The 2,280-nt window shown below is 73.0% G+C and carries 1 protein-coding gene; it reads right to left on the minus strand.

Going from position 1 to position 2,280, the window contains the following annotated elements; genetic code table 11:
* Positions 1-50 precede the first annotated feature (50 nt).
* Positions 51-1,619, minus strand: a complete 1,569-nt coding sequence (locus tag ACSNN9_RS28315) for an MFS transporter (RefSeq protein WP_436676365.1) — start codon at positions 1,617-1,619, stop codon at positions 51-53.
* Positions 1,620-2,280: the final 661 nt, after the last annotated feature.

Consider the following 2,280-nt stretch of genomic DNA (forward strand, 5'->3'; position numbering starts at 1 on the left):
CGGCCGAGGAGCCTCGGCGGTGGAAGTCATGTCGGACATTGTTCCCGAAGCTAGGCGGTCCCGGCCAACTCGGGTTCCCCCGCCGGCGCCGGCTCCCGCGCCGGGGCGGCGGGGCGGCCGGGCATCCAGCGCAGCACCACGAGGACGCCGAGCGCGGCGATCACGGCGGCGAGGCCCGCCGCCCAGTGCATCGCCGCCAGGAAGGCGTCGTCGGCGACCGCGAGCAGCCGCGGCGCCGCCGGCCCGAGCTGACCCGCCGCGGCGTACGCGCCGGAGATGGACTCGCCGGCCACCTCGCGCGCCTCGGCGGGCAGGTCGCGCAGGGCGGGGTCGACGTCGGCGCGGTAGACGGCGGAGAGCACCGACCCGAGCACCGCAACGCCGAGCGCGCCGGCCACCTGCCGGACCGTGTTGCTGACCGCCGAGCCGACGCCGGCCTTCTCCCGGGGCAGCGCCGACATGATGGACTCCGTGGCCGGGGGCATGATGTTGGCCATCCCGGTGCCCTGGAGGAAGAAGACGACCAGCACCACCCAGATCGGGGTGGTCGCGTCGACGAAGGCGAACGCGCCGAGCGCGACCACGGTCAGCGCCAGCCCGACCGTCGCGACCGCCCTGCCGCCGTACCGGCGGACCATCGCCGCGCTGCTCGGGGCGAAGACGAGCTGGGCCGCGGCGAAGGGCAGGTAGAGCAGGCCGGTCTCCAGGGGGCTGAAGCCACGCACCAGTTGCAGGTAGAACGAGCTGAAGAACATCACGCCCATCGCGGCGAAGAAGACCAGCCCGACGATGGCCACCGGGGCGGCGAAGCGGGGCACCCGGAACAGCCGCACGTCCAGCGACGGATGGTCGCTGCGCCGCTCGTACGCGACGAACCAGGCCAGCACCGCCAGGCCGCCGAGGATCGCGGCCCAGACCAGCGGGCGGCCGAAGCCGTGCTCGCCGCCGTCGATGATGCCGTACGTCAACGCGACGAGCCCGACCACCGACAGCAGCACGCCGACGACGTCGACGCGACCCGGCTGCGGGTCCCGCGACTCGGGCACGAGCACCGCCACCAGCACCACGCCCAGCGCCACCACCGGGACGTTGATCAGGAAGACCGAGCCCCACCAGTAGTGCTCCAGCAGCGCGCCGCCGAGGATCGGGCCGATGGCCACGGCCAGGCCGACCGCGCTGGCCCAGACGCCGATCGCCCGGCCCCGCTCGCGGGGGTCGAAGACGTTGGAGATGATCGAGAGCGTCACCGGCATGATGGCCGCGCCGCCGACCCCCATCAGCGCGCGGGCCGCGACGAGCTGCGCGGGGCTCTGCGCGTACGCCGACAGCAGCGACGCCAGCCCGAAGAGCACCAGGCCGATCAGCAGGAAGCGCTTGCGCCCGGCCCGGTCGCCGAGCACGCCGAAGGTGAACAGCAGGCCGGCGAAGACCAGCGTGTAGGAGTTGATCGACCACTCCAGCTCGCCCTGGCTGGCGCCGAGGCCCTGCACCGGGTCGGCGAGCGTGCGCAGCGCGACGTTGAGGATCGTGTTGTCCAGGACGACCACGAGGAGGCTGATCACCAGCACCCCGAGGATCGCCCACCTCCTCGGGTGTCCCGTGTTCTCGTGCGGTGGCATCTTCGTGTTCTCCCCCCGGCCCCGTTTCGATACGGGTCAGACTCGTAATTCAGGGTGTCAGCGTAGGCGGCCGGTTATCGATACGGAACCGGTTCGTATCTTATGTGTCGGCGGTCACTCGTACGCGCCTGCTCGCCGTCTCGGGGGTGGCCGGGCGGCGTCTTGTCGTGGTGGTGGCGCGGCGTCGTGTCGGTTGCGGGTCCGCCGTGGTGGGGGTGTGGCCCGCCGTACCCGACTCCGGGCGGTCAGGCTTGATCCCTGCGCCGGGCACGGCGGGCCACACCCCGTCGCTGTCTGCTCGCCGTCCTCGGCTCACTCTCCATCCCAGGGGCATGACTGCGTGCACCGCTAGCGTCTGCCTGCCCACCCGCACTCGCTGCGCCGCCGCTGCCCGCCTGCGCCCGTAGCGCCGCCGCCTGTCCGCGTAGCGCCGCCGCCTGCCCGCCTGCCCCGCGTAGCTCGCCGCCTGCACCCGTGGCGTCCGGTGATCAGGGCGGCGTGGACGTTTCCCGGCCGTGGTGGGTAATTGACGTCATGATCACGGCCCGGTTGGTCCATGGTCGGTGTCCCCATGATCCGTTGACGTCGGCCCGGGCGGAGGGCAGCGCGGAGCCCGGCGGAGCGTCAACCGATCATGAGTGCCCGCTCGCCGCCCCTGCCT

It is taken from the genome of Micromonospora sp. URMC 107, from assembly GCF_051386315.1.
Lineage (GTDB): Bacteria > Actinomycetota > Actinomycetes > Mycobacteriales > Micromonosporaceae > Micromonospora.